Here is a 22,797-nt window from a genome sequence, read left to right on the forward strand (position 1 = left end):
ACGCCGCGGCGGCGAACACCTGCCGGCCTCGCGAGAGCAGACGCCGCCTCGTGGCGGGCGTTCAGCGGAAGGCGACCACGGCGGTGATGCACTTGCCGCCGGCGGGCAGTGCGGACACGCGCACATCGCGAGCCAGCCGGCAGACGATGGGCCAGCCGTGGCCGCCCACGCCCCCTCGTCGTCGCGGGTCGGCGGGCTGCCTGGTCACGGGCCGTCGGTCGCTGCGGTCGCTCACCGAGACGCGCACGCCCGTTGCGAGGACGTCGACACGGAAGTCCGTGACGCCGCCGCCGTGCAGGATGGCGTTGGTCGTCAGCTCGGTGGCGACGAGCAGGGCATCCCCCAGGGCCTCCGTGTCGCACTGTGTGTGGGTGGCCCGGCAGCGCTCGGCGACCGCTCGCTCGACCGCCCTTCGCGCCTCGGCCGGTCTGCACGACCGCGGCGGCCCGGTCCGCTGCGCGCCCGGCCGCCCGAGGACGGATTCGGTCCTGTGCTCCTCGCACATCGCCTGGCTCCCTGATAGGTCCTGACATGAGATGAAGTACGCGGCCGCCGCGATCCGGGCAGGCGACTCCCGGACACGGCTGTCCCCGGCCCGTTCGCAGCGAATCCGCCTGCCGCTGCGCGAGCACCGCAGATCTCCCCTCCTCGGATCACCTGCGCGGGCGCTGCCAAACCTCCCCGTCGAAAGTCCGTGCACCGGCCATCGGGGCGCGCAATGGGGGTACGCGGATGTCATGACCGATGTCGTGGACTCAGACGAGCTGCTGCGGCGCATCCGGCGTGCGCGTGCCTTCGCTCAGCAGGAGGAGCGGACGTGGCGGGCACGGGGCGACGGCCTGCGGGCGAGCGATCCGGAGGCGGCGCGCGAGGCCGCAGTACGCACGCTGGCCTACGAGGCCGTCCTCAGGGTGCTGGACGAGATCCTGACCCCCGGCCGGCACCCCGAACCGGGCCACAGAGTGAAACCGGTCACTTGACCGGGTTTCGGGTGACCAAAACACCCGCAGATGGTTTACGGTTCATCCATACGTGGTGACGGAGTGGACCGTACCGTCCTCCGACGCCACCGCTTACGGCCCTGGCTGGCCTCCCCCGTCCAGCCAGGGCTTTTTCATGTCTTCGGGGTTCTCGGCGGGAACTGCCGTCCGCCGAGGTGCTCGGGGCGGCCGCAGCGGCTGAAATGGGCGTAGGGAAAGCACCGGAACCGATCCTCGGCGAGGAGCCCCGCGTCATGACCAAAGCGATAAAACTGCTGACCGCCCTTCCCCCGCCCCAGCGGCAGAGCCTGATGACGCTCGCGCAGGAGGTCTCCTTCCCGGAGGACACCCGGATCTTCGAGGCGGGAGGCAGGGCCGACCGATTCTGGGTCATCCGCTCCGGGGCGGTCTCGCTCGACCAGCGGGTCAACTCGCTGCAGCGGGTGACCGTGGCAAGCCTCGGCGCGGGCGATCTGCTCGGCTGGTCCTGGCTGTTCCCGCCGCACGAGTGGGACTTCGGCGCGGAGGCCTTCAGCCCCGTGCGCGCCTACGAGTTCGACGCGGCAGCGGTGCTGCGACTGTGCGAGGAGGACACGGAGCTCGGGCTTGCGCTGGTGCGCAGCGTCGCGGAGATCCTCGCGCACCGGCTGGAGATGACGCGGGGCAAGCTCATGGAGCAGCACGCGGGCCGCGGGCGCAGCCTGCTCTGAACGCTCTGCTGGCAGTGCTGATGTGTGGCTCCGCCGCGGGGCGGTGATGTGCCGTCGGCCGTCTGCAGCGCCGTCGTGGCTGGTCGCGCAGTTCCCCGCGCCCCTTCAGGCAGCTGCCGTACCGCAGCGGACTTCGCCGGACCCGCCCAGGCCCTGGAGTCAGATGCGGTAGCGGCGCAGTGCCGGGACCGCGGCGGCCAGGGTCAGCATTACGGCGACGACGAGCAGGCCGCCGCCCGCGACCGCCGTGCGCGGGCCGAAGGCCGAGCCCGCGGTTCCGTGCAGGACGTCGGCGAGGCGCGGGCCGCCCGCGACGACGACGGTGAAGACGCCCTGCATACGGCCGCGCATCTCGTCGGTGGCGGCGGACAGCAGGATCGCCCCGCGGAAGACCATGGAGACCATGTCGGCGACCCCGGCCAGGGCCAGGAACCCGGCCGCGATCCACAGGTTGCCGCTCAGCCCGAACCCGGCGATCGCGGCGCCCCAGGCGACGACCGCGCCGATCACCATCCAGCCGTGTCGGCGGGCCCGGGAGAACGTGCCGGAGAACAGGCCGCCCAGCACGGCGCCGATCGGGATCGCCGCGAACAGCAGGCCGAGCGCGAGCCCTTCGCCGTAGGAGCCGAAGGTCTGGTGGGCCAGCTGCGGGAACAGGGCGCGGGGCATGCCGAAGACCATCGCGATGATGTCGGCGAGGAAGGACAGCAGCAGCACCTTGTGCAGGGAGATGTAGCGGAAGCCCTCCGCGATCTCGCGTACTCCGGCGCGCCGCGCGGCCGTGCCCGCGAGGGGCGGCAGGGAAGGCAGCTGGTAGACCGCCCACACCGTCACGCAGAGCGCGAGGGCGTCGATCAGGTACAGCTCGGGCAGGCCGATGACGGGGATCAGCGCACCGGCGAGCAGCGGTCCGACCACCTGCCCGGTCTGCATGACGGTCGAACCGAGGGCATTGGCTGCGGGCAGTTGGCCCTCGGGGACCAGGCGGGCTATGGAGGCGTTGCGGGCGGGGGCGTTCAGGCCCCAGAACGCCTGCTGCATCGCGAGCAGGACCATCAGCGCGGCCACGGACTCCAGCCCGGTGAAGGCCTGGAGCCAGAACAGCAGCGAGGTGACGGCTATGCCGGTGTTCGTGATCAGGAGCAGCTTGCGGCGGTCCATGCTGTCGGCGACCGCACCGCCCCACAGCGCGAACACGATCAGCGGCAGCAGACCGGCGAGGCTCGCCGCGCCGACCCACGCCGAGGAACCGGTGATGTCGTAGATCTGCTTGGGCACGGCGACCGCCGTGAGCTGGCTGCCGACCGCTGTGACGATCGTCGAGGACCACAGTCGGCGGTAGGCCGGGATGCGCAGGGGGCGGGTGTCCATCGCCCAACGGCGCCAGCCGCGCCGGGGCGGTTCGACCGCGACCGGGTCCGGGGGCTTTGGCGTCTGCGGTTCGGTACTGCTCTCGCTGGTGTCCACGGGCGTCCTGGTTGCTCGGTACATCTTTCGGGGCCAGGGTTCACTATCCCAGCCCCGTGCGGGAGTTCGGGACGCGCGATCTCAGCTTGTGGACTTCGGGGTGTGGACTTCACAGGCCCTTCATGCCCTGGCGACGAGCATGCCGCCGAGGGCGATCATCGTCGCGGCGACCAGTCCGTCCAGCACCCGCCAGGCGGCCGGCCTGGCCAGGAAGCGGCCCAGTGCCCGTCCGCCGAACCCGAGCGCGGCGAACCAGCAGAGACTGGCGAGGGCGGCACCGAGGCCGAAGGTCCACCGCAGTGGGCCGCGGTGGGCGGCGATCGAGCCGAGGAGGAACACGGTGTCGAGGTAGACATGCGGGTTGAGCCACGTCAGCGCGAGGCAGGTCAGCACGGCCCGTCTGCGCGAGACCGTCGTCTCCCCCTCGGTCGGCAGGGCGCCGCCGGGCCGCAGTACCCGGCGGGCGGCGAGGGCGCCGTAGCAGAGCAGGAAGGCGCCGCCGATCCAGCCGACCGCGGTCAGCGCCCCCGGCCATGCCACCACCACCGCGCCGACCCCGCCGACGCCGAGCGCGATCAGGACGGCGTCGGACAGGGCGCAGATGCCGACGACGGCGAGGACCGCGTCGCGGCGGATTCCCTGGCGCAGGACGAAGGCGTTCTGGGCGCCGATGGCGACGATGAGCGAGAGGCCGGTGCCGAAGCCTGCGGCCGCGGCGGTCAGAGCATTGGTCATGGCATCGACGCTACGGAGACGATCACTGCACGTACAGCTAAAGATTCTTACGTATCATTAGCGCTTGTGAAGACAGAGCTGACGGAGCTGCCCCTCGATCAGGTGCGGACGCTGCTGGCGGTGGTGGACGAGGGCACGTTCGACGCTGCCGCCGCGGCACTGCATGTGACACCGTCGGCGGTCAGTCAGCGGGTGAAGGCGCTGGAGCAGCGCACGGGCCGGGTGCTGCTGATGCGCACGAAGCCGGTTCGGCCGACGGAGTCGGGCGAGGTCGTCGTGCGGTTCGCCCGTCAGTTGGCGCGACTGGAGCGTGATGCGCGTGCCGAGCTCGGTATGAGCGGGGCCGGGGAGCCGACCCGGGTGTCGATCGCGGTGAACGCCGACTCGCTGGCCACCTGGCTCCTCCCGGCGCTCACGCGGGTGCGGCACGAGCCCCGGCTCTGTTTCGAGCTGCGCCGCGAGGACGAGACCCGTACGGCGTCGCTGCTGCGGGAGGGTCAGGTGATGGCGGCGGTGACGTCGTCCGCCGAGCCTGTCACGGGCTGCAGCGTGCGCGCGCTGGGACGGATGCGTTATCTCCCGGTGGCCAATCCGGACTTCGCCCGGGAGCACTTCGGCGGACCGCTGCGGGAGGCGCTCGTGGCGGCGCCCACGGTGGCCTTCGACCGTAGCGACGACCTGCAGGACGCGTTTGTACGCCGACTGCGGCGCGGCAAGGGCGGCGCCGGTCCGGTACGGCATTTCGTGCCCACCTCGGAGGGGTTTGCCGAGGCTGTCGCGGCGGGCCTGGGCTGGGGTCTGGTGCCCGAGGTACAGGCCGAACCGCTCCTGCAGGCCGGCCGTCTGGTCCACCTCGCGCCGGACGAGGCCCTCGACGTCCCGCTGTACTGGCAGCAGTGGAAGTTGGACTCCCCGGCGCTCGCCGCGGTGGCCGAGGCGGTGGCGGAAGCGGCCGCCGTGGCGCTGCGCGGAGCGGTCACCCTGCGCCACTGACTTGCGTGATGCAATCGACGTACGATGGGGGAGTGCTTCCTCGTACGTACGAAGGTCAGATCTGCTCGATCGCCCGGTCGCTCGAAGTGGTGGGTGAGCGCTGGACGTTGCTCATCGTGCGTGATGCCCTGCGCGGCACCCGGAGGTTCGAGGACTTCCGCGGCAACCTCGGCATCGCGCACAACGTGCTGTCCGACCGGCTGGGCAAGCTGGTCGAGGCGGGCATCCTGGAGCGGCGCCTCTATCAGACCCGGCCGGAGCGGTACGAGTACCTGGTGACCCCGGCGGGCCTGGACCTGTGGCCGGTGATCATGTCCATGCTGCTGTGGGGGGACCGGCACCGGGCTCCGGAGGGACCGCCGCTGGTGGTCCTGCACCGCGGCTGCGGCGGCCGGCTGCAGCCCGGGCTCACCTGCTCCGGCTGCGGCAGGCCGCTGGGACCGCTGGACTGCGACATGGAGTCCGGGCCCGGTGCTCAGCCGGCGGGTGACACGGTCAGGCCCGCGAGCCCCGCGTAGTAGGCGAACCTGAACGGGCTGAAGAGCTGATTCCGTTCGACGAGAGCGTGCAGGATCCGCCCGCGCAGCTCGGCCAGCGATGCGTCGCCCGGGTGACTCAGCAGGGCGCAGTCGACGATCCTGAGCGCCACGGCCGGTTCCCCGCGCGCCAGCAGTTCCTCACCCGCCGAACCGAACGCCTCCGCCCGGCCGCCGGCCAGCAGGTCCAGCGCCGCGGCCCACTGCGCCCGGCCGATGGGGTCCACACCGTCCCCGTCCGCCTTCCAGTAGCCGGTCCTCTGGTCGTGGACGCGCTGGACGAAGCCCTCGCGCATGACCAGGTACGGGAGGATCGCGGCCGGATGCCCACGCAGGACCTCGGGAAGGTGGTCGCGGTCCAGGATGTCGGTCAGTGAGCGGCCCGCGACGATGTCGTCCGCGACGACGGCGTGCAGATCACGCAGGGCGGCGAGCAGGCCGGGGAACGCCTCGACGGTGAAGTTCTCGGTCAGCGGCGGGTGGCCGTGGATCAGCAGCCGGGGTCGTAGGTCCTGGACCGTCCGCAGTGCGTCGAACAGGCCCTCGGCCGAACCTTCGGCGAAGAACGGCGCACCGAGGTACGGCATACACATGTCGCCGGTGAACACCACGCCCTCGTCCGGCAGTTGGACGAGAAGACCGTCGCGGGTCTCGCCTCCGGCAATCGGGATGAGCGTGAACCTCCGCCCGCCGACGGTCAGGGTCTCGGGCTGCTCGACGAGCCGGTCCGGCACGATGTGCGGGCGACGGTCCTGGCCGTCCGGCAGCAGGGCGGGGAAGGGCGGTGGGCTCGCGGCCTGCAGCGCGAGTTCGTCGGGGAAGGCGGCCTGGGCGACGACTCGGGTTCCGGGGCCGACCAGTGCCTCCAGGCCGCCGATGTGGTCGAAGTGGCCGTGGGTGAGGATCACCTGGGTGATCGGTGCCCGGGTGACGGCCCGCAGGTCGCGCAGGGCCGCCTCGACATGCCGGGGGTGGCTCGCCGCGTCGATCGCCACGATGCCGTCGTCGGTGACGACGAATGCGAAGTCGGCGAAGTCGTAGCCCTGGGCGACATGCACGCCGGGGGCCATTTCCACGAGCCGGGGCGCGGTCATGCGCAGGCCGTCCTCGGCGCTGACGAGGTAGTCCGTGACGAGTGACAGGTCGGGTGCGTGTCCGAGGCGGTCGCGCGCGGCGCGGGCTTCCTCCGTACGGCCCTGGCATGCGTAGGCACGGGCCAGGGCGGCGTGCACGGAGTGCAGGAACCCCGCCGGGAACTGGTCCCGCACGGCGAGCACGAACTCCAGGTCGGCGATCACCGTGTCGGCCCGGCCGGAGCAGTCCGGGAAGCCCGCGAGGACGGTTCCCCGGAAGTACTGCGGCAGCCCGAGATCGCGTGCCGCCGCCGCGTCGAGCCGGGCGAACGCCTTGTCGTCCGGCCCGTCCAGGCGGGCCTGGAAGACGCCCGCCAGGCTTTCGGCCAGGGCCGATTCGGGGCGTTCGGCGCTGAGGGCGGTGAAGTAGTCGTGGCCTTCGCGGAATTGGCGGGTCGCGAGCATCTGCTGGGCGAGCACGGTGGTCACCCGGTCGGGGATGCCGGGCCAGCGCACGGCACGGCGCAGGGCGTCGGTCTCCTTCATGGTGTCTCCTTCAGTGGCGTCATGGGGCTTCCTTCAGTGGTGTGGGCCGCGGCCGGGCGGCCTTCTCGGGTTCCGGACGCGGTGCACGGATGCGGCCCAGGGCGAGCGAGACGACGGCGGCGAGCCAGCCGGCGCCGGTGACCATCAGCCAGGCGTGGCGGAAGCCGCCGAGGGCCTGGGGTCCGGGTGTGCCGAGGAGGGCCACCAGGGCTGCGACGCCGACGACGGCGCCCAGTTGGCGCAGGGCGGATGTCATGCCGATGCCGGTGGCCAGGCGCTGCGGCGGCAGTTCCAGGACTGCCGCGCTGCCGAGCGCAGGCAGGGAGAGGCCGACTCCGGCGCCGGTGAGCGTCGCCGCCGGGAACAGGACCGGCCAGTAGTGCGGTTCGGTCGTGGCGGTCAGGGCCAGGAGGAGCGGGCCGGTGCCGAAGAGAAGGGTGCCGGGCACGGCGGCGACCCGCGGCCCGTACCGGTCCGTGAGCCGGCCGGCCGCCGGGGCCAAGACGGCGGCCATCACTGGTCCCGGTGTGACCGCGGCTCCGGCGCGCAGGACCGACCAGTCCCACACCGTGGTCAGGAACAGCACATTGCACAGCAGCGACGCGAAGAATCCGGCGCCGAAGACGAACGTGCCGATGGTGGCCACGGTGAAGGAGCGGAGGCGGAACAGGCCGAGGTCGGCCACCGGTGCCGGGTGCGCGACGGACCGTACGACGAACAGGGGCAGCAGCACGGCGGCGGTCCCGAACGCGGCGAGCACTCGGCCCGAACTCCAGCCCCAGTCCGCGCCCTTGACGATCCCCAGCGCGAGGCCGCCGACGGCGCCGGCCAGCAGCAGCGCGCCGAGGGCGTCGGGAATGCCCTTCGCCCGCTCGTCCCGGCTCTCGCGCAGCAGCCGCGAGGCCACGGCCAGTGCGGGCAGGCCGATGACCAGGTTGACGAAGAACACCGCGCGCCAGCCCTGCCAGTCCACCAGCAGTCCGCCGAGCGACGGCCCTACGCCGGCGGCGACCGCACCCGCGGCCGTCGAGAGCGCGATCGCGGTGCCGCGCCGCTCGGGCGGGAACTCCGGCAGGGTCAGGCTCAGCGAGGTCGGCAGCACGGTCGCGGCGCCCAGTGCCTGCACGAGGCGTGCCGCGACGAGGACCGGCACCGAAGGGGCCAGGCCGCTCGCCACGGACGCGGCAATGAACAGCAGCAGGCCCGCGAGGAAGAGTCGTCGGCGTCCGTACCGGTCGGCCAGGCGGCCCGCCGGTACGAGGGCCGCGGCGAACATCACGCTGTACCCGTTCAGCACCCACGACAGGTCTGCAAGGGAGTCGCCCGGAAACGACCGTCCGAGGTCGGTGAACGCGATGTTCACGATGGTGACGTCCAGCAGGGCCATGAAGACCACGGCCGAGGTGACGACGAGGACCTTCCAGCGACGCTCCATGTTCCGCCTCCGGCACCGGGCGGTGGATTGCTTGATGCAATCGACTCAATCGACTATAGAGACGTGACTTGCATCAAGCAATCGAGTACGCCGATGCCGTCAGGAACCCATTGCCGCCAGCTGCGCCGCGGCGCTGTCCAGCAGCATCTCCAGTGCCGTCGGATAGGCGCTGTCGGCCATGCGGGCCGCCAGCAGGGGTGCCGCCTCGGCGATGCGCGGGTGGGTGGTGCGGGGCAGCCGGGCGTACGTGGAGCGCCACATGTCCTCGTCGGCGCGCAGGGCGGCGCTGGGCAGTGCGAGGGAGGCGGCGTCGAGGGCGGCGAAGGCCAGGGTCTGGTCGATGAAGGCGTGGTAGATGCGCACCGTGTCCGGGAGCGGGAAGCCGGCGGTGCGCAGGACGTCCAACACGGCCTCGTCGGCGGCCAGTTCGTTGGCACGGCCGGTGACCCGGCTCGTGGTCAGCACCGCCGCCTGCGGGTGGGCGACGTAGGCGGCGTGGATGCGCAGCCCGACGGCGCGCAGGTCCGCCCGCCACTCCCCCGTCGGGCGCCAGCCGTCCAGGGCCTGGCCGATGAGTGCGTCGCCGATGGCGAGGGTGAGCTCGTCCATGCCCCGGAAATAGCGGTAGAGCGTGCTCGGGTCGGCGTCCAGGGCCAGGCCGAGGCGGCGGGCGGTGAGCCCCGCGCTGCCGTGCTCGCGCAGCATCCGCAGCGCGGTCTCGACGATCAGCCGCTCGGACAGCACCGTGCCGCTCTTGGTGGGACGGCGTCTGCGGCGCCTCTCCTCGGGCACCACCGGTTTGGGCATGGCGACCTCCCGAACACTTATGCCAACGCCATTGACCTTACGCGGACCGACGGCGTTGTATCTCCGGCGGGGCCCCTCGTCATCAACCCTCCGGACAGGGAGATCTGTCATGCGTGTACTGCTCGTGGGCGCCGGCGGTGTCGGCACCGCCATCACCCGGATCGCCGCCCGGCGTCCGTTCTTCGAGGCGATGGTGGTGGCCGACTACGACCCGGAGCGGGCCGAGTCGGCGGTCGCCGCCCTCGACGACGGCCGCTTCAGCGCCGAGCGCGTCGACGCGAGCGACGAGGCCGCCGTGGCGGAGCTGCTGCGCCGGCACGGCTGCGACGTGCTCCTCAACGCCACCGACCCGCGCTTCGTGATGCCGCTGTTCCGGGCGGCGCGCGCCGCGGGCGCCACCTATGTCGACATGGCGATGTCGCTGTCGCACCCGCACCCCGAGCGGCCGTACCAGGAGTGCGGGGTCAAGCTCGGCGACGACCAGTTCGCGCAGACCGAGGAGTGGCAGAAGGCGGGCGCGCTGGCGCTGGTCGGCATGGGCGTGGAGCCCGGTCTGTCGGATGTCTTCGCCCGGTACGCCGCCGACGAACTCTTCGACGAGATCGAGGAGATCGGCGTCCGAGACGGCGCGAACCTCACCGTCGACGGCTACGACTTCGCTCCGTCCTTCAGCATCTGGACCACCATCGAGGAGTGCCTCAATCCGCCGGTCGTGTACGAGGCCGGCCGTGGCTGGTTCACCACCGAGCCGTTCAGCGAGCCGGAGGTGTTCGACTTCCCGGAGGGCATCGGTCCCGTCGAGTGCGTGAACGTGGAGCACGAGGAGGTGCTGCTCGTGCCGCGCTGGGTGGACGCGCGCCGGGTGACCTTCAAATACGGCCTGGGCCGGGAGTTCATCGACACGCTCAGGACGCTGCATCTGCTCGGCCTGGACAGCACCACGCCGGTGACGGTGCCGAGCGCCGCCGGACCGGTCGCGGTCTCGCCCCGGGACGTGGTCGCCGCGTGTCTGCCGGACCCGGCGACGCTGGGCGAGCGGATGCACGGCAAGACCTGTGCGGGCACCTGGGTGCGCGGCACCAAGGACGGTGCGCCGCGCGAGGTGTACCTGTACCACGTGGTCGACAACCAGTGGTCCATGGCGGAGTACGGCAGCCAGGCAGTGGTGTGGCAGACCGCCGTCAATCCGGTCGCCGCCCTCGAACTCCTCGCCACCGGCGCCTGGTCCGGCTCGGGCGTGCTCGGCCCGGAGGCGTTCCCGGCCCGCCCGTTCCTGGATCTGCTGACCGCGTACGGCTCCCCGTGGGGCATGCGCGAGCAGTGAACCTCGGATCTCAGCACTCCGCGGTTTCACTCACGCATCGACAGGTGACCCGTAATCGAGTAAGCCATCCGCGAGGGCACATACGATTTCGATCGCAGGTGACTTTGATGGACGACTGGCGAGACCAGGCCGCGTGCCGACACGAGGACCCCGACCTCTTCTTCCCCATCGGCACCACGGGCGCTTCGCTGATGCAGGCGGAACAGGCCAAGGCGGTGTGCGGGCGTTGCCTTGTGCGGGAGCGGTGTCTGCGCTGGGCGCTGGACACCGAGGAGTGCCTGGGTGTGTGGGGCGGTACGAGTGAGGCGGAGCGGCGTGCCTTGCGGCGGCGGGAGCAGGCTGCCTCGCGGCGCGGGTAGCGGTGGGATCGCCTGTGTGGCGTCTGCTGCGCCGTCGTGGCTTGTCGCGCAGTTCCCCGCGCCCCTTCAGGGGGTTGTGCTACCCGGCAGGCGCAAGGTGAAGGCGCTTCCGGTACCGGGTTCGCTCGTCGCTTCCGCTGTTCCGCCGTGTGCGGCGATCAGGTGACGGACTATCGGCAGGCCCAGGCCGCTGCCTCCTGTGCGGCGGCTGCGGGATTTTTCGGCTCGCCAGAAGCGGTCGAAGACGTGGGGCAGGTCCTCCGGGGCGATGCCGGTGCCCGTGTCCGTGACGGTGAAGACGACCTGGTCGCCGTCGCGGCGGGCCGCCAGGGTGACGGTGCCGTCTGCGGGTGTGTGCCGGAGCGCGTTGGAGACGAGGTTGCCGAGCGCCTGCCGCATGCGTACCGGGTCGGCGTCGAGCCACGGAGCGCCGTCGTTCTCGGTGCGTACGGTGACGCCGGCCGCGTCGGCGGCGACGCGGTGGGCGGCGGCGACCTGGTCCAGGAGTTCGTCCGCGCGGACCGGTTCGCGGTGCAGGCGGAGGGTGCCCGCGTCGGCGGCCGCAAGGTCCTGGAGGTCGTCGATGACGCGCTGGAGCACCAGGGCCTCCTCGTGCAGGGAGGAGAGGAGGGCGGGGTCGGGGTCGACGACGCCGTCCCGGGTGACCTCCAGCCAGCCTCGGATGTTGGTCAGCGGGCTGCGCAGTTCGTGCGCGATGTCGCTGACCATGGCCTTGCGCTGGGCCTCCAGGCGTTCGCGGCGCTCGGTGAGGTCGTTGAACGCCTCGGCCAGGATGCCCGTCTCGTCGCGGGTCGTGACCGGGACCCGGACGTGTAGTTCGGGGGGCTGTTGAGCCGCCGCGGTGAGTGCGCGCAGCGGGCGTACGAGCCGGGTGGCGACCACGGCGGTGACCGCGACCGTGACGGCGAGGACCAGTCCGACCACGCCGACGATCTTGGCCTTGTTGGCCGGGGACATGTCGAACCGGGGCGGGGTGGTGTCGTCGCCGCCGAGGAACAGGTCGGCCACCGGGGCGACGTACGGGTCGAGTTGGGCGCGCAGCGCGTCGTCGGCGCAGGTCTGGGCCGTCTTCAGGGGCGCGTCCTTGTCCACGGCGTACTTGGCGATGACATACCTGCTCAGCGGGTTCCTGCCACTCGGGTTGAGCCGGAGGTACAGGGGCGCGTCGAGGCTCTGGTCGTGCTGCTTCAGACAGTCGCGGGCTGCCGCGGTGAGGGTGCCGAGGGCTTTCTCCTCGGTGCGGGTGGGGATGTCGAGTGGGCTGTAGCCGCACTCCTCGGGCAGCGGGGCGGTGGCCGGCGTGCCGTCCTGGTTGAGAATGACCGGCCGGCCGCCGGGGCTAGTCGAGATCCTGGTGTCGATGCCGAAGCGTGCGTAGCAGGTCCGCTCCTTCTCGGCGACCGCTGTCAGTTCGGCACGCTCCTTCGCGGTGAGCCGGTACGGGCCCACCGCGCGCGGGTCGATGCCGTCGAGCTGGGCACCGGCCTCGGTGTACGTGTCGGTGTGCAGGGGGTCGACCGTGGCGGCGGCGCCGAGGGGCAGGGCGGTGCCCTTGCGGGCCGAGTCGGCGACGAGGGTGCGGTCCGGGGTGGTCAGGGCGATACGGCGGCCGGTGCCGGCGGCCAGGGTGCGGATGAGGGGCTGGACGCCGTCCCACCGTGGGTGGGTTGCCGCGTAGCCGCTGAGCTCCGCCAGGATCCGCATGTCGTCGGCGAGGTCCTGGCCCTGTTCCTCGCGCAGGGCGCGGGTGGTGGTCTCCACCGCCAGCCAGGTGGTCGCCGCGACGGAGCACACCGCGATGAGCGCGGAGGCGGACAGCAGGCGGACCAGCAGCCGCTTGCGCAGCGGGATGCGGCGCTTCACGGACGGCTGCCGCTGAGCTTGTAGCCGACCCCGAACACGGTCAGCAGCCGGACCGGTCGGCGCGGATCGGCCTCGATCTTCTTGCGCAGGTTCATGATGTGGACGTCGACGGCCCGCTCGGTGGAGGCCCGGTCGAGCCCGTGGGTCACTTGCAGCAACTGCCGCCGCGTGAAGACCCGTTCCGGTTCGGCCGCCATGGCGAGCAGGATCTGGAACTCGGCCGGCGTGCACTCCACGGGTTCGCCGTCGCACCGCACCTCGTGCCGCTGCGGATCGACGGCCAGCCCCGCCGCCCGCACCGCGGGGTCCTCGCGGACGCCGACGGTGCGCCCGCTGCGCCGCAGCACCGTACGGATGCGGGCCATCAACTCCCGCGGGCTGTACGGCTTGGTCATGTAGTCGTCGGCGCCCAGCTCCAGGCCGAGCAGGACGTCGTCCTCCTCGGAGCGCGCGGTCAGCATCAGCACCGGGATCTCCGGGTCGGCGCCGCGCAGGACCCGGCACACCCCGAAGCCGTCGACCACGGGGAGCATCAGGTCGAGGACGACGAGGTCGGGTCCGAGGGCGCGGGCGGCGGCCAGGGCGGCCGCCCCGTCATGGACGACGGTGGCCGTGTGGCCCTCGGCCAGCAGGGACCGGCGTATGAGTTCGGCCTGCATCTCGTCGTCCTCGGCGACCAGCACATGTGCGCACACTCGGCGGATCCTAAGCGGTCAGCGGGCGAGGGACACGGCGTCACCCATGACGATGACGGGGTGCAGATCCGGGTCGAGCGCGCGGAGCAACTCCTTCATGTGTTTCTCCGCGATGCTGACGCAGCCGTGGGTGGGGCCGCCGTGGTCCACGTGGATCCAGACGCCGCCGCCGCGCTTCGCCCCGAGCGGGCGGGTCCAGTCGAGGGGTGAAGTTCCCGGCTTGCGGTTGTAGTTGATGGCAACGACGTAGTCGAAGGCGCCGGCGAGCGGCTCCCCTTCGAAGCCGGTGCCGGGCGAGGTGAAGCCGTAGGAGTGGTGGTACGGCAGTTTGGCGCCGGGGTCGGTCAGCAGCCCGCCGGCGTCGGTGAGGCCGTAGACGCCGATGGGCGAGCGTAGGTCTCCGGCCATGTGGTGGCCCGTCCAGCCCTTGAGGGCGTTGTGCGCGGGCCAGCTCGCGCCGGGCCGCCAGCCGGTGGCGGTGCGCTCGTACAGGACGAGCGTGGACTGCGGGGAGTTCTTGTCCTTGCCGGTGACGACGACGGCCTGGCGGGCGCCGGCGGGAATCTCGGCCAGCGTCCTCGGTCCCAGGCCGGGCATTTGCAGCGGGGCGGACTCGGCTCTCGCCCGGGCCGTCGGCGTGGGGATCGGTACGGCCGCGAGGGTGCTCGCTGCTGCCGCGTCGCCGCCGGAGGGGCGGCCCGGCGACGCCACCGCCCCGCCGCCGCATCCCGTCAGGAACAGCAGGGACGCGGCGAGCAGGGCGGCACGTGGTCTGCGCGTGATCATGAACGCATCCTGACGCAGACTTGTAAGGAACTGGTCAGGATCTAGGGCGTGTTCGGCTTGCCGTCCTGATAGAGCCACGTTTGGAAGAGGCTGTTCAGATCCTTGCCCGACGTTCGTTCGGCGAGATTCACGAAATGCGCCGTCGTGCCGTGTCCGCCTCGGTGTTCGGTGGCCCAGGCCCGCAGGATACGGAAGAAGGTCCGGTCGCCGACGGCCTTGCGCAGTTCGTGCAGGGCCATGGCGCCGCGGGCGTAGACCGGCGTGCCGAAGATGTTCTCGCCGCTGCCGGGGTCGCCGGGCGGGAACGCCCACAGGCCGTCGCTCGCGGGGCGGGCGTACAGGTCGTCGAAGGTCTCCTGGGCGGTGTCACCGCTGTGCTGCTCGCGGTAGAGCCATTCGGCGTAGGTGGCGAAGCCCTCGTTGAGCCAGATGTCCTTCCAGGAGGTCAGCGACACGGAGTCGCCGAACCACTGGTGGGCGTTCTCGTGGACGAGGGTGCTCAGGTCCGGCGCCGAGTCGTACAGGGGACGCGACTGGGTCTCCAGCGCGTACCCGACGTCCGGTGCGCGGTCCACGATCGACCCGGCGCCCCGGAACGGGTAGGGCCCGAAGAGCTTGCTCTCCCATTCCAGGACCGACGGCAGTTTCTTCAGTACGGGTGCCGACTCGGAGGCCTCGCGCGGGTCGACGGCGTTGTAGACGCGGATACCGTCGCGGGTGGTGTACTGCTCGACCTTGAACTTCCCGACCGTCGCGGTGGCGAGGTAGGCGGCCATGGGCTCGCGCTGGCGCCAGTGGAACGTGGTGAGCCCGTGCGCGGTCCGCTGCCCGACCAGGACGCCGTTGGCCACGGCGGTGCGGTTCTCGGGGACGGTGACCGTGATGTCGTACGACGACTTGTCCTTGGGGTGGTTGTTCGCCGGGAACCACGTCATGGCGCCCTGCGGCTCCCCGGCGACGAAGGCGCCGTCGTCGGTCGGTATCCAGCCGTCCAGCGAGCCGTCGGGGTCGGTGACCGGCTTTGGGGTTCCGCTGTAGGTGACGGCGACGCGGAACTCCTCGCCCCTGAACAGGGGACGGGGCGGGGTGACGACGAGTTCCTGGCCGTCGCGGCGGTGTTCCGCCGGGGCGTGGTCGACGGTCAGGCCGGTGACCTTCAGCCCCTTGAAGTCGAGGTCGAAGCGGCTCAGGTCCTGGGTGGCGCGGGCGGTGAGGACGGCGGTGCCGTCGAGGTGACCGCTCGTCGGCTCGTAACGGAGGGTCAGGTCGTAGTGGTCGACGTGATAGCCGCCGTTGCCCGCGAGCGGGAAGTACGGATCCCCGGCCCCGGATGCGCCACCCGTGCCCGCCGATGCCGGTCCGGCGGCGGCGAGCAGGGCCGCGAGGGCGACGGGGACGGTCACGGTCAGGGCCTCGCGGCGCAGGACGGTGGTGGGTCTGACGGTCTGTCTGCGGGATTGCCTCACATGCGCTCCTGGGGGGTGGCCGGTGAACAATCGTCCCCAGGCTATGGGCCGCCCGCCCCAGTTGCCTCCTCATTCGGGTCAAGTCACACAGCGTCACCGATGCCTCGGCACTACGCTCGACGAACACCTGCCACCGCAGAAAGGCCCGATCGTGAGCGTTCGCGTGCGTCGCGTCTACGAACCGCCCGAGCCGGACGACGGCGTACGCATCCTGGTCGACCGGCTGTGGCCGCGCGGCCTGTCCAAGGACGCGGCTCGCGTGGACGAGTGGCCCAAGGCCCTGACCCCGTCGACCGAGCTGCGCCGCTGGTATCACGCGGGTGAGGGGTCGTACGAGGAGTTCGCCGACCGTTACGAGGCGGAGCTGGACGCCCCCGAGGCGGCCGAACTCCTTGGCCGCGTCCGGGAGTTGGCGGCCAAGGGGTCCGTGACGCTGCTGACCGCCGCCAAGGATCCCGGGCAGAGTCACGCCGCCGTGCTGGTCCGGTTGCTGGATGCGCCTTCGAGGTAGTTCTCGGTGACGGCCAGGGCAGCCGCCATGATGCTCAGTTGGGGGTTCACCCCCGGGCAGCCCGGCAGGACGGAGGCGTCGGTGACGAGGACGCCGTCGACTCCTCGCAGCCGGCCCTCGGCGTCGGCCGGTGCCCGCTGCGGGTCGCTGCCGGCGGCGACCGTGCCGGTCGGATGGAACGCGGACAGGTGCAGCTCGCGCGGGGTGATCCGGGTGAGCAGTGCGTCGAGTTCGGCGAGGGTGCGGGCGCGCGGTGCCCGTGGGACGCCGGTGAGCACCTCATGGGCCCCGGCGGCGAAGAGGATGCGGCCCATGGCTCGTACGGCCGTCATCAGCCGGGCACCGTCGCGGGGGTCCAGGCGGTAGCGGACGAGGGTGCGGTCGCGACCGAGGACACGGCCCGCGGGCCGGTCGGCGATCATGGCGCCGAGGATCGCGAGGCGGTCGGCTCCCTCCAGTTCGCGGCGGAGGGAGCGGCCGACGCCGGGGAGGACGAAGCTGCTCATGCCGGGCGGGCTTGCGGTCGCCTCGATCAGGATGCCGCGGTCGTGCAGTTCCTCGACGCCGGTGCTCTGCAGGACGCCTGCCCAGGAGGTGACCGGTTCGGTGAAGCGGCCGGCGACGCTGGTGGCCGGGTGCACGCTGAGGTTGCGGCCCAGGCGGGGATGTCCGCCGAGGCCTGAGCGGCGCAGTAGCGGTGGGGTCTGCAGGGCGCCCGCGGCCGTGACGACGAGGGGGCTGAGGATCTCCAGTTCGCTGCCGTCCGCCCGGCGCGCCAGGATGCCCGCGGCCCGTGGCGGGCCCGGGTGGTCGTGGTCGAGCAGGATCCGCTGCACGCGTGCGCCGGTGACGATGCGCGCCCCGTGGGCGCAGGCGTCGGGCAGGACGGACAGCTGCACGCTCTGCTTGGCGCCGGTGGGACAGCCCACCACGCACTGGCAGGAGCCTTTGCAGCCCGGTGCGTTGCGGCGCAGCGGGCCGGCCCGCCAGCCGAGTCGTTCGGCTCCGGCGAGAGCGAGCAGGCCGTTGGTGCCGAGGACGTCGAGCGGCTGCGTGGCGACGCGCAGGGTGCTTTCGATCTCGTCCAGCCGTGCCGGGAATCCGTCGGCGAGGTGGAAGCCGTGGCGGCTGCTCCAGCGGGCGAGCACCTGGTCCGGAGTGCGGTAGCAGGTGCCGGAGTTGACGACGGTGGTGCCGCCGACGGCCCGTCCGACCGGCAGCAGGAGGGGCGGGTTGCCCAGGGTCGCGGTCGCTCCGCCGTCGCGGTACAGGTCGGTGAAGCGGTCCAGCGGTGCGCGGCGGCCGAAGGAGGCCGTGGTGTGGTGCTCGCCCTCCTCCAGCACGACGACGGCCAGTCCGGCGCGCGCGAGGGTGCGGGCGGCCACTGCGCCGCCGGCGCCGGAGCCCACCACGACGGCGTCCGCGGTGGCGCGGGCGGGCCACTCCGCGGCCGGGATGCAGTCCAGGGGCGGGTCGTCGGGGGCAACGGGCGCCCGCGGGGCGGGAGTTCGCTCGGTGGCCGCGGCGAGCAGCACCGGGACCTTGAGGAGGTCGAGCGCCGGCAGGAGTCCGGGGCGCGCGGCAAGGGAGTTGAGCACCGTCTCGCGCTCGTCGGGTGTGAGGGCGGCCAGGCGACGCCCGCTGTGCAGGACGGCGTATGCGTCCACGGCGGTGGCGGCGGCATGCACCCCGGCCCGTACGGGCCCCGGCAGCGCGGACAGGAATGTGTCGAGCCTGCCGGGCACTCGCGCGAGCCACTCCTCGTCTCCGGTGTCGGCGAGCAGGGCGGCGACCAGGCCTCGCGCGGTCACCGGTCCCCCACCTCGGCGTGCGCGGTGCCCTGCAGCGTCCATGTGGCTTCGGTGCGCCAGTGGCCCCACCAGCGCTCCAGGAGGATCTTCGCGTCGGCGCTCTCGCTGTTGCGGCACACCGCCGGGGCGCCGTCCGGATCGCGGTAGTCCAGGGCGAGGGTGCGCTCGGCCGGCTGGGTGACCTCGATGCGGATGCGGCGCAGCAGCGTGCGGCCGGTCACCGTCCAGTCGGGCAGTCCGATGCGGGCGCGGAACCGTCCGACGCCGAACAGGCCCACCGCGGAGCGCTCGGCTCGGCGCGGCCAGGTCCGGCCCTGGTGCCGCAGACGCAGGAAGACCAGCGGTGGCAGCCGCCGCAGTACGGGCCGCATCGACACCGCGGCGATCACCTCCAGTACGTCGCCGCCGCCCAGATCCGCGTGGAGCCAGGCCCAGCGGCGGGCGTTGCCCTGGCCGTGGATACGGGCGGAGGCGCCGGGGGCGCCGCGCAGGGTCAGCGTCCGCTTCCCGTCGCTGAACGTTCCGTCGTACGTGGCCCGGGCCGCCGGAAGCATCTGGGCGGCGGGGAGCACGGGGTGCCGCCAGGACCAGCGGGGAAAGGTGAACAGGGGCTCGGACACGGGCTGTTCGGCGAGATCCCACTGGAAGTCGCCGACGCTTCCGCTCAGTTGCCCCGGAGCGGCCAGGACACCGTCGGCTGTGAATCCGTGCGCGGGACTGCTCCAGGGAACGGGCCCGAAGCGGACGTGGCGGACCTCTCCCTCGGGCGGGAAGGCGGCCGCCCAGCCGTGGGCGTGCGGTGCGGATCCGTCGGTGGGCGCTACCAGTTCGTGGTGGAGCCAGATGCCGGTGCCGGTGGTGGGGTCGGTCAGGGTGGTGTACCAGACCTCGGTGCGGCCGGGACTGCCGTCCCAGCGCGGTGCGAGGTACTGGGCCGGGTCCTCCCGCCGGGGAAAGCGGAAGCTCAGGAGGAAGGGCGCCAGGCCGGTGGTGACGGGGAAGCGGAGGGTGCCCCCTCCGATCCGCGCTCCGTCCTCGTACAGCGTGAACGGCAGGACCGTCATCGACTTCACCGGGTGACGCGGGCTCACCGACTTCCATCCGTCGAGGGTGAGAGAGCGGCCGTCGGCGGTGAATGTCAGCCGGTACCGGATGCGGCGGCGGGCGACGGGCGAGATCTCCAACTCGCCCGTGGCATCCGGGTCGTCGGCCAGTCCGGTGATGCGTATATGGCCGCCGATCCGGGCCCGGGTGGTGCGGTGCGGGCGCAGGACCGCGTCGGCCTCGGCCCGCAGGTCGAGGCGGATACGGCGGACGGGGTCCGCGGTGTCGAGCCGGACCGTGCCGAGCATGGTCTCCGTGAACGAGGTGCCCCTCACGCCAGGCCCTCCAGCATGATGCGTTCGGTGTCGCGCAGGTAGGCGTCGGCGGCGGTGTGGGCGCGGCGGCTGTCGCCGGACGTCACCGCCTCCACCACGGGGGCGAGTCGCCGGTGGGCGCTCTCGGGATCGGTGAACGGCCCGCGCAGGGCGGCGCGGACGGGGAGGTAGGCGTTGAAGAGGGTGTTGGTCAGCAGGGCGTAGACCCGGTTGCCGGTCGCGCGGGCGAGAGCACGGTGCACCTCCACGTCGGCCAGCTGGACGGCGTCCGCGCCGTCCGCTTCCCGTACGGCCTCCAGGAGGCGGCGCAGTTCGGCGTGGTGTGCCCGGGTGGCCCGCGCCGCGGCCCGCTCGGCGATCAACGCGCCCACGGACCGCCGTACTTCGAAGATCTCGTGCACCCATTTCGCGTCGTGGCGCACGAGCATCGGCAGGAGGTCGGCGCCGCCCAGCCGGGCGTAGTCGCGGACCTTGGTGCCGACGCCGTGCCGGGTCTCCAGGAGGCCCGCCTGGACCAGGCGGCCGAAGGCGTGTTTGAGGGTGGTGCGGGTGACGCCGTATCCGTCGGCCAGTCGGCGCTCCGGGGGCAGATAGCTGCCCGCCGGATGTCGGCCGTCCAGGATGTCCTCGCGCAGCCGGGCCTCCAGGACGTCCACGATCGTCTCGCGGGGCAGTGCCTCCACGGATGCCTCCTCGTACGGACAGAGTGGATGAGTGGCTGAGCCACTGAACCAGTGGACGCCTGCGCGGGTCAATCCCCTTGCGGCTGCGGGTTGTTCACGCGGCAGCGCCGCAGGGGCGGTCGGGTTCGTTCCCCGACCGCCCCTGCGGCGCGTGCGTCGATCGCTCGGTCAGGCGGTCTGCTTTGCCGCCGCCCGGCCGGCCGCTCGCCCGGAGAAGAGGCAGCCGCCGAGGAAGGTGCCCTCCAGGGCGTTGTAGCCGTGGACGCCTCCGCCGCCGAAGCCGGCGACCTCGCCCGCCGCGTAGAGCCCGTCGATCGTGTTGCCGTCGGCGCCCAGGGCGCGGGAGTCGAGGTCGGTCTGGATGCCGCCGAGGGTCTTGCGGGTGAGGATGTGCAGCTTGACGCCGATGAGCGGGCCGGCCGCCGGGTCGAGGATGCGGTGCGGGGTAGCGACGCGGCCGAGGCGGTCGCCGATGTAGCGGCGGGCGTTGCGGATGCCCTGGATCTGGGAGTCCTTGCTGTAGGGGTTGGCGATCTGCAGGTCGCGGGCCTCGATCTGGCGGCGCAGTTCGTCCGAGTCGAGCAGCGGCTTGTCCGTCAACTCGTTCATCTTCGTGACGAGTTGCTCCAGGGTGGGCGCGGTCACGAAGTCGGCGCCCTTGCGCAGGAACGCGTCCACCGGGCCGGGAGCGCCCTTGCCGAGCAGGCGGTCGCGCAGCACCGCGCCCTTGTCCTTGGCGGTGATGTCGGGGTTCTGCTCGGAGCCCGACAGCGCGAACTCCTTCTCGATGATCTTCTGGGTGAGGATGAACCAGGAGTGGTCGTAGCCAGCGATGTCCTCGGTCGTACGCAGGTGTTTCAGCGTGTTGAGGGTGTCGTAGCCGGGCAGGCAGGGGTCGGGCAGACGGCGGCCGAGGGCGTCGAACCAGAGGGAGGACGGGCCGGGCAGGATGCGGATGCCGTGGCCCGGCCAGATCGGGTCCCAGTTCTGCAGGCCCTCGGTGTAGTGCCACATACGGTCGCGGTTGACCAGGCGGACGCCCGCCTCGGCGCTGATGTCGAGCATGCGGCCGTCGACGTACGCGGGGACGCCGGTGACCATTTCGGCGGGCGGGGTGCCGAGGCGCTCGGGCCAGTAGCGGCGGACGATGTCGTGGTTGGCGCCGATGCCGCCGGTGGTGACGACGACGGCCTGGGCGGTCAGTTCGAAGTCGCCGACGCGGTCGCGGTTGGAGGCGACGCCCCGGGGCGAGCGGTCTTCGGCGAGCACCGTGCCGCGCACCCCGCGGGCGGCGCCCTCGTCGATCACCAGCTCGTCGACCTGGTGGCGGTGGTAGAAGGTGAGCAGCCCGTCGCGCGCGGCCTGCTTGGCGTGGTCGACGAACGGCTCCACGACGCCGGTGCCGGTCCCCCAGGTGACATGGAAGCGGGGCACGGAGTTGCCGTGGCCGTCCGCCCGCAGGTCGCCCCGCTCGGCCCAGCCCACCGTCGGAAGCAGTTTGATGCCGTGCCCGTCCAGCCAGGACCGCTTCTCCCCCGCCGCCCAGTCGACGTACGCGCGCGCCCAGCGCACCGCCCAGGAGTCCTCGTCGTCGACCCGGTCGAATCGGGCGCTGCCCTGCCAGTCGTTCCAGGCGAGGTCGAAGGAGTCCTTGATGCCCAGGCGCCGCTGCTCCGGGGAGTCGACGAGGAAGAGCCCGCCGAAGGACCAGAACGCCTGGCCGCCGAGGTTGGCTGCGTTCTCCTGGTCGACCAGGGCAACTCGCCTTCCCCTGCTGGTGAGTTCATGCGCGGCGACCAGGCCCGCGAGGCCCGCTCCGACGACGATGACGTCCGCATCCATGGCGACGTTTCCCTTTCTCAATGGGCTCATTGGGGGTTGCCGCTGCCGTCGGTCAGCAGCGCGGTGAGCAGTTGTTTGAGCCAGACACGGGCGCCGTCGACGTCCTTGTCCAGCAGCAGTTGGGTGGTGACACCGTCGTACGCGGCGACCACGGCGTGGGCCGCGCCGTCGATGTCGCCGAGCACCGCGGGCGGTCGGGCGAAGCCACGCGCGCGTGCGAGCCGGTCGGCGATCGCCCGCCGGAGCCGTGCCCGGTGTTCCAGCAGGGTCTCGGCCACCTGCGGATCGCGGGCGGCGTGCACCAGGAAGTCCGTCTTCACCAGGAGCCAGTCCAGATCGAGGAGCAGCACCTCGGTGACGCGGTCCACTGCGGCGGGCACGTCGAGGTCCGGACCGTCGAGCGCGAGGGCGCCGGAGACCTGGTCCGCGATCAGGTCGGCGCGTTGCCGGTAGAGGGCGAAGAACAGCTCGTCCAGGCTGGCGAAGTTGGAGTAGAAGGCGCCCCTGCTGTAGCCGGCGGCCTCGCAGACCTCCTCGATGGAGACCCGCCCGAAGCCCTTGGCGGCGAACACGGCGAAGGCGGCGTCGAGGAGGTTGGCGCGGGTGCGGACCCGGCGCTTGGTCACGCGTGGAGCCGTACCCTCCGTCGTCGTCTCCGAGCTCATCTCCGGCCTCCGTTCGATACAGGAATGTATCTGATACGTCGATGTATCGGAAGGCGGGAGGGGCCGTCGTCGTATCAAGGGTCGCGCCGGGCGCCGGACCCGCCCTGCTG

General features: G+C 72.1%; 22 protein-coding genes. 7 read left to right on the forward strand and 15 right to left on the reverse strand.

Annotated features, from left to right (window positions below; genetic code table 11):
- Positions 1–61: 61 nt before the first annotated feature.
- Positions 62–505: an ATP-binding protein gene (locus tag P2Q00_RS04150; protein WP_275769657.1), complete on the reverse strand. Its 444-nt coding sequence runs from the start codon at positions 503–505 to the stop codon at positions 62–64.
- 232 nt (positions 506–737) lie between these two features.
- Here P2Q00_RS04150 and P2Q00_RS04155 point away from each other — a divergent pair, with 232 nt between their 5' ends.
- Together P2Q00_RS04155 and P2Q00_RS04160 are read left to right on the forward strand one after the other, a co-directional pair.
- Entirely contained in the window at positions 738–980 is a 243-nt protein-coding gene (locus P2Q00_RS04155; RefSeq protein WP_275769658.1) for a hypothetical protein, read from the forward strand.
- 254 nt (positions 981–1,234) lie between these two features.
- Positions 1,235–1,690, forward strand: coding sequence for a cyclic nucleotide-binding domain-containing protein (locus P2Q00_RS04160; protein ID WP_275769660.1), 456 nt, complete (start codon positions 1,235–1,237; stop codon positions 1,688–1,690).
- Between the two features lie 159 nt (positions 1,691–1,849).
- On the opposite strand, the gene P2Q00_RS04165 is transcribed toward P2Q00_RS04160, so the two are convergent.
- A complete protein-coding gene (locus P2Q00_RS04165) occupies positions 1,850–3,157 on the reverse strand; it encodes an MFS transporter (protein WP_275769661.1) in 1,308 nt (435 codons plus the stop codon).
- A gap of 120 nt (positions 3,158–3,277) precedes the next feature.
- Positions 3,278–3,892, reverse strand: coding sequence for a LysE/ArgO family amino acid transporter (locus P2Q00_RS04170; RefSeq protein ID WP_275769664.1), 615 nt, complete (start codon positions 3,890–3,892; stop codon positions 3,278–3,280).
- 66 nt (positions 3,893–3,958) lie between these two features.
- Between P2Q00_RS04170 and P2Q00_RS04175 the strand changes: the two genes are divergently transcribed.
- Positions 3,959–4,885 (forward strand): LysR family transcriptional regulator ArgP, encoded by a 927-nt coding sequence (locus tag P2Q00_RS04175; RefSeq protein WP_275769666.1) that lies wholly within the window; start codon positions 3,959–3,961, stop codon positions 4,883–4,885.
- Between the two features lie 32 nt (positions 4,886–4,917).
- Positions 4,918–5,403, forward strand: a complete 486-nt coding sequence (locus tag P2Q00_RS04180; RefSeq protein WP_275769668.1) for a winged helix-turn-helix transcriptional regulator — start codon at positions 4,918–4,920, stop codon at positions 5,401–5,403.
- On the opposite strand, the gene P2Q00_RS04185 is transcribed toward P2Q00_RS04180, so the two are convergent.
- The 3 genes from P2Q00_RS04185 to P2Q00_RS04195 form a co-directional block, all read right to left on the reverse strand.
- Complete coding sequence (locus P2Q00_RS04185; RefSeq protein ID WP_275769670.1) at positions 5,361–7,040, reverse strand: MBL fold metallo-hydrolase; 1,680 nt, start codon at positions 7,038–7,040, stop codon at positions 5,361–5,363. The two genes, P2Q00_RS04180 and P2Q00_RS04185, sit on opposite strands and share 43 nt — an antisense overlap.
- 19 nt (positions 7,041–7,059) lie before the next feature.
- Positions 7,060–8,475: an MFS transporter gene (locus tag P2Q00_RS04190; protein WP_275769672.1), complete on the reverse strand. Its 1,416-nt coding sequence runs from the start codon at positions 8,473–8,475 to the stop codon at positions 7,060–7,062.
- A 99-nt stretch (positions 8,476–8,574) separates the two neighbouring features.
- Positions 8,575–9,282, reverse strand: coding sequence for a TetR/AcrR family transcriptional regulator (locus P2Q00_RS04195; protein ID WP_275769674.1), 708 nt, complete (start codon positions 9,280–9,282; stop codon positions 8,575–8,577).
- 109 nt (positions 9,283–9,391) lie between these two features.
- On the opposite strand from P2Q00_RS04195, the gene P2Q00_RS04200 reads away from it, so the two are divergent.
- Both P2Q00_RS04200 and P2Q00_RS04205 read left to right on the forward strand, forming a co-directional pair.
- Positions 9,392–10,606, forward strand: a complete 1,215-nt coding sequence (locus P2Q00_RS04200; protein WP_275769676.1) for a saccharopine dehydrogenase family protein — start codon at positions 9,392–9,394, stop codon at positions 10,604–10,606.
- Positions 10,607–10,713: 107 nt separating this feature from the next.
- Entirely contained in the window at positions 10,714–10,965 is a 252-nt protein-coding gene (locus tag P2Q00_RS04205) for a WhiB family transcriptional regulator (protein ID WP_275769678.1), read from the forward strand.
- Between the two features lie 66 nt (positions 10,966–11,031).
- Here P2Q00_RS04205 and P2Q00_RS04210 read toward each other — a convergent pair whose 3' ends face one another.
- Genes P2Q00_RS04210 through P2Q00_RS04225 form a run of 4 tightly spaced genes read right to left on the reverse strand, consistent with a single transcriptional unit; the run spans position 11,032 to position 15,796 of the window.
- Positions 11,032–12,849, reverse strand: coding sequence for a sensor histidine kinase (locus P2Q00_RS04210; protein WP_275769680.1), 1,818 nt, complete (start codon positions 12,847–12,849; stop codon positions 11,032–11,034).
- Positions 12,846–13,544 carry a response regulator transcription factor gene (locus P2Q00_RS04215; RefSeq protein ID WP_275769682.1) on the reverse strand — a complete coding sequence of 233 codons (699 nt, stop codon included), beginning with the start codon at positions 13,542–13,544 and terminating at the stop codon, positions 12,846–12,848. Before P2Q00_RS04215 ends, P2Q00_RS04210 begins: the two co-directional genes overlap by 4 nt.
- A gap of 18 nt (positions 13,545–13,562) precedes the next feature.
- On the reverse strand, positions 13,563–14,330 hold the full coding sequence (locus tag P2Q00_RS04220; RefSeq protein WP_275769683.1) for a L,D-transpeptidase family protein: 768 nt from the start codon (positions 14,328–14,330) through the stop codon (positions 13,563–13,565).
- Positions 14,331–14,371: 41 nt separating this feature from the next.
- On the reverse strand, positions 14,372–15,796 hold the full coding sequence (locus P2Q00_RS04225) for a M1 family metallopeptidase (protein ID WP_275769686.1): 1,425 nt from the start codon (positions 15,794–15,796) through the stop codon (positions 14,372–14,374).
- 151 nt (positions 15,797–15,947) lie between these two features.
- Between P2Q00_RS04225 and P2Q00_RS04230 the strand changes: the two genes are divergently transcribed.
- On the forward strand, positions 15,948–16,307 hold the full coding sequence (locus P2Q00_RS04230; RefSeq protein WP_275769687.1) for a DUF488 domain-containing protein: 360 nt from the start codon (positions 15,948–15,950) through the stop codon (positions 16,305–16,307).
- Here the strand turns inward: P2Q00_RS04230 and P2Q00_RS04235 are convergent.
- From P2Q00_RS04235 to P2Q00_RS04255, 5 genes are all read right to left on the reverse strand, one after another.
- Positions 16,262–18,118, reverse strand: coding sequence for a GMC family oxidoreductase (locus tag P2Q00_RS04235; protein ID WP_275769689.1), 1,857 nt, complete (start codon positions 18,116–18,118; stop codon positions 16,262–16,264). The genes P2Q00_RS04230 and P2Q00_RS04235 overlap by 46 nt on opposite strands.
- On the reverse strand, positions 18,115–19,497 hold the full coding sequence (locus P2Q00_RS04240; protein ID WP_275769690.1) for a tocopherol cyclase family protein: 1,383 nt from the start codon (positions 19,495–19,497) through the stop codon (positions 18,115–18,117). The genes P2Q00_RS04235 and P2Q00_RS04240 overlap by 4 nt, the downstream gene beginning before the upstream one ends.
- Positions 19,494–20,180, reverse strand: a complete 687-nt coding sequence (locus P2Q00_RS04245) for a FadR/GntR family transcriptional regulator (protein WP_275769692.1) — start codon at positions 20,178–20,180, stop codon at positions 19,494–19,496. Before P2Q00_RS04245 ends, P2Q00_RS04240 begins: the two co-directional genes overlap by 4 nt.
- Positions 20,181–20,348: 168 nt before the next feature.
- The gene (locus P2Q00_RS04250; RefSeq protein WP_275769694.1) at positions 20,349–22,022 is read right to left on the reverse strand and encodes an FAD-binding dehydrogenase; all 1,674 of its coding nucleotides are present in this window, start codon (positions 22,020–22,022) and stop codon (positions 20,349–20,351) included.
- Between the two features lie 26 nt (positions 22,023–22,048).
- Positions 22,049–22,687, reverse strand: coding sequence for a TetR/AcrR family transcriptional regulator (locus P2Q00_RS04255; RefSeq protein ID WP_275769696.1), 639 nt, complete (start codon positions 22,685–22,687; stop codon positions 22,049–22,051).
- Between the last annotated feature and the right edge of the window lie 110 nt (positions 22,688–22,797).

This window comes from Streptomyces coacervatus (genome assembly GCF_029223485.1).
In the GTDB taxonomy this organism is placed as follows: domain Bacteria; phylum Actinomycetota; class Actinomycetes; order Streptomycetales; family Streptomycetaceae; genus Streptomyces; species Streptomyces coacervatus.